At 44.0% G+C, this 4,354-nt stretch carries 5 protein-coding genes; 4 read left to right on the plus strand and 1 reads right to left on the minus strand.

Annotated features, from left to right (window positions below):
• Window positions 1-917: dockerin type I domain-containing protein (locus F6K57_RS37905; protein ID WP_293073596.1), on the minus strand; the 917-nt coding region annotated here is incomplete at its 3' end.
• An 869-nt stretch (window positions 918-1,786) separates the two neighbouring features.
• Between F6K57_RS37905 and F6K57_RS37910 the strand changes: the two genes are divergently transcribed.
• The 4 genes from F6K57_RS37910 to F6K57_RS37925 all read left to right on the plus strand — a co-directional run.
• Complete coding sequence (locus tag F6K57_RS37910; protein ID WP_158069891.1) at window positions 1,787-1,954, plus strand: hypothetical protein; 168 nt, start codon at window positions 1,787-1,789, stop codon at window positions 1,952-1,954.
• 239 nt (window positions 1,955-2,193) lie between these two features.
• A complete protein-coding gene (locus F6K57_RS37915; RefSeq protein ID WP_293073601.1) occupies window positions 2,194-2,367 on the plus strand; it encodes a hypothetical protein in 174 nt (57 codons plus the stop codon).
• A gap of 157 nt (window positions 2,368-2,524) precedes the next feature.
• Window positions 2,525-3,853: an NB-ARC domain-containing protein gene (locus F6K57_RS37920; RefSeq protein WP_293073604.1), complete on the plus strand. Its 1,329-nt coding sequence runs from the start codon at window positions 2,525-2,527 to the stop codon at window positions 3,851-3,853.
• Window positions 3,854-3,864: 11 nt separating this feature from the next.
• Window positions 3,865-4,354 (plus strand): protein kinase (locus tag F6K57_RS37925; protein ID WP_293073607.1); only part of this gene is annotated, 490 nt, incomplete at its 3' end.

A 4,354-nucleotide genomic window follows, 5' to 3' on the forward strand; every position in this document is an offset into this window, starting at 1 on the left:
GCTAATTCCCGGCTATCTTCATTAGAAACCGTATACAGAACCCGATTCATGGTAAAATCTAGATCGAAATGAGCGAGGTTTCCCCACTGGTCTTTTGTTTGTAGGTGAAGGGTTTGTTCTCCATCTACCAATGCAGTACCATTGATTTGCTCTAGCAGAGGCCGATTTAGAGAGAAACTACCGTCTGGGTTGACCGTATACGTGATATCGGTGAAATTTTCATCATCCAAGCTCCCATAAAGCCTCGTTACCTGGCTCGCATCAGTAACAACTCCGCTTATAGAAGGATCTGCTGTAATGCGATCACTATTGGTTCCACCATCATTAGTAGTATCGTTACTCAGATCTGCTGAGAGTAATGGTGCTTCATAGTCATCGTTCCTAAACAGCGTTCTTAAAACCTTTCTGGCATCTCTTGTTGTAACTCTTCCATCTCCATTCACATCAAGGGGATCTCCAGACTCCACTTTAGTTCCACTGGCGCGAACGATCAGAGCTAGATCGTCGGTATCTAAATCGCCATCGCTGTCTGCATCACCTGTTAGAGGATCTTTGTAATTTGAGCGATATTCTACCAGGCGCGCGTTCCAATGAGCAGGTAAACTGCCCTTGGGTCGCGCCTGAGGATCGTTTTGATGGTGCCCAGTGATGATATCTATGCCATCAGTGTTTGCTATTGTCTCAATCGTGTCACTGTTTAGGACACTATAGCTGATCAATTCTGGATCTTGAAGCCAAACAGCCTTCTGATCGAGTGAGATGGACTCCAGGTCAAAAGTTTGAGCCCCGATAAGCCCAAGTCGATCTGGTTCTAAATTCAGGTTTTCAACTCCAGGTAGAAGACCATTTTCTTCTCTGAAGAGACCGTCATTTGAACCAAATGGGGCGGATTCTTGAAAAATTGTCGGATCTTCCATTATTTTTTCCTTAAATAAAAAAAAGAAAAAGAAGCAGTAGAAGTGGCTAATACCCTTTACTAAGGCAGCTGGCAATTAGTTGCCTGTAACCCCATGTTTGGATGTCCTTGAGGTGGACAGTAAACAACAGATTCTTTCATAAAGCTCACCTGGTATACATTCGGCATCAAGCCATTCCATCAAGTTATAGACGGTCGAGATAATGGCAACCTGATGTATTTGATCGCCTATGATTCGATAGTATGGAAAGCAACCAAGAATTAAAATCCCAAAAATTCAGCTCTTTTAACGGTCAATTCATATGAACTTTATGAATAATCCTGTAAGCATTCAGCGGTCAGTGGTCAGTGGTCAGCAGTCAGTGGTCAGCGGTCAGTGGTCAGCGGTCAGTGGTCAGCCGTGAGCTAAAAGCTCACGCTACGCGAACAGCGGTCAGCTTATTTTATTCAAAAGTACCGATCTAGTAGCGTGGCACAGGCTTTGGCCTTTGGCCACGCTGTGCGAACGACGCTGGGAGGTAAGGCATAAGCTGATACGCGACACCCTAATAGCTGATACGCGACACGCTGATAGCTGTTGGCGTAGCCTGCGCGTAGCGCATATGCTTACATAATCCTCATGAATGGGATAATAGGGACAGTCAGTCAAGGGAGTTGCTAGTCATGAACCCCACTCAGAACTCAGGATGCCCGATCCAGCAGTTACGACTTACACACCCAGACATGTCATACTACATCCGGGTTAAAAAACCCTGGAAAACCCAATCCTTGAGGTGCTCCCGAAAGTTTTTGTAGCCGGGACTTTCAGTCCTCTGGGCTTAAAAGGAGCTATAGGGTTTATCATACTTATGAGGTATATTCAATGTCTTGATGCCGTCGCTCATGGTCAAGGTTGCTGTGTGGGTCACCTGGGTCAGCACCTGTCTTGATGCAGTCGCTGATGGGGGAAACCCCCTTTGGCGGCGCTGCCTCCCTTTGACCGCACTGGCTCCCTTTGACCGCGCTGCATCGCTACTCCCTACTCCCTACTGCCATTAACCCAGGACTTTGTACCTCACCCAATTGAGTACTGCTATATAATAAATAGGGGCAGTCAGTCCTGACTTTTCAGGGCTTCTGGGGAAAACACCATCAAATAAGGGTTTCAGCTCAACATCTTATTATCAAAAAACTAGGCTTAATGATCATGGCTAACGCTATAATAGCGATGCAGCCAAGCCAAAGGGGGTTTCTCCCACTCGCGCTTGGGATCAAGACAAGGCTTGGCGGATTCAGAAATGAGCGCGATCCTAAGCATTGAGCCGCTACGGGAACGGGTTGAAGAAAAAAGATCCCGTCAAAAGTCAGCAGTCAGTCAAGGGAGTTGTCATGAACCCCACACAGAAATCAGGATGCCCGATCGAGCAGTTAGGACTTACGCACCCAGAGGTTTCATACCACATCCGGGTTAAAAAACCCCTGGAAAACCCAGTCCTTGAGGTGCTCCCAAAAGTTTATTTAGCCGCGAGTTTCAGTTTTTTGGGCTTAACAGCAGCTATAAAAGGGGATTTGGTATAAAACATCTGTAATTCCCCCTTCCCTGTTCCGTGTTCCTCATTGACATTCATCATGGATATTGACAAATTCCTAACCCAATTAAATAATTTGCTGATTGGCAAGGGAGAAAAAGAGCTGTCTCCTCGTGATCAGAAGATAATCCAAGACTCTTGGGCAGGTCAAACCTACGAAGACATGAATATTCCTGGATACACCATCGATTATATTAAGAAGATCGCTGCTCCTGCCTTATGGAAGAAACTGTCAGACCTAACAGGACAACGTGTCACCAAAAAAAATCTTCGGCTAGTTCTTGAGTCAGTCCCAAAACCGTCAACCTCTATTCCTGAGCCGACCCAGAGTAGTCCCCTCTTCAAACTCGATTTAAGTGACGCACCCTATGTATCGGATTTCTACGGACGCACCAACGAACTGGCTCAGCTAGAGCAATGGATTGTCACAGATAACTGTCCATTGGTGGCTCTTTTGGGCATTACTGGCATTGGCAAAACTGCCTTGTCAGCGAAGCTAGTTGAACAGATTAAGGATCAGTTTGAGTATGTGATTTGGCGTACCCTCAACCATACTCCATCTGTTGAAGAACTTCTGAGTGACCTGATCCAATTCTTGTCCAACCATCAGGAAAACCCTTCATCAACAACTCTAGATAACCTGGTATCGCGACTAATGTATTACCTAAACCAGCATCGTTGTTTGGTAGTGCTTGATCAAGTAGAAGCGATCATGGATGCTGGTCAATCCTCTGGAATTTACAAAGAGGGCTACCAGGGGTATGGAAATTTACTGCAATCTATTGGGTACAAACGCCATCAAAGCTGCTTGTTGTTGACCAGTCAAGAACCTCCCCAGGAAGTTAAGGAACTAGTAATCAGGGCAGGAAGAATTCGGGAATTCCAACTCAAAGGCTTGAGAAAGGAAGAAGCCAAAGCACTCTTGTCAAACTACGGTCTTTCTAAATCTGTGCATGGAGTGGGACAACTAATTGATAGGTACAAAGGTCATCCCTTAGCCTTAAAGATTGCGGTTAGGACGATCCAAAACTGCCATAATGGTAAAATTTCGGATTTTCTCAAAGGGTCATTATTTATTGGTGATGTTTTGCTCAGTCTCCTCGACCAGCAATTTTCTCACTTATCAGATTTTGATCAAGAGCTAATGAACTATTTAGCCATGGCTACCGAGCCAGTCTCAACTCAACACTTGCTAGCTGAATTTTCTTCATATCCCAACAGAGCGACTTCAGAAATAAAGACATCTCTAAATAATTTGTTACAACGTTCACTTATTGAAAAAAATTATCAGGATATGGGGGAAGTCTTCTTTACCCTAGATCCTGTAATTAAAAAGTATCTTAACAAACGTTTGTACCAGGGTGGCTGATTTAAGTAACTATGATTCAGATCGGACAGGAAATACACAATCGTTATAAAGTTATTAAAAAGTTAGGTAGCGGTAACTTTAGTCAAACCTTTGAGGTAGAAGATTTGCTTGGTATTAACTCAAGTAACTTAGGCAAAAGGAAAGTGCTGAAAGTCCTGAAATTAAGTTACTATAGCAATTCAAAGATGAGAGAAAAAGTCGTTGAGCTGTTTCAGCGAGAAGTAGAAGTGTTGAAGCAGCTCAATCATCCAGGAATTCCCCGAGTTGAGCCAGATAGCTACTTCCGTTTTGTGCCTAATAAAAATAACCAAGACGACTTCTTACACTGCTTGGTGATGGAGAAGATTGATGGACTAACGTTGGAAGAGTGGCTGGGACAGAACAATCAACTAATTACTGAAGCACAGGCAATTGACTGGCTAAAACAACTGATAGTAATACTTAATGAAATCCATCCCAAGTATTTACATAGGGATATTAAACCTGATAACATCATGGTCA

This window comes from Moorena sp. SIO4A5, from assembly GCF_010672005.1.
Taxonomy (GTDB): Bacteria; Cyanobacteriota; Cyanobacteriia; order Cyanobacteriales; family Coleofasciculaceae; genus Moorena.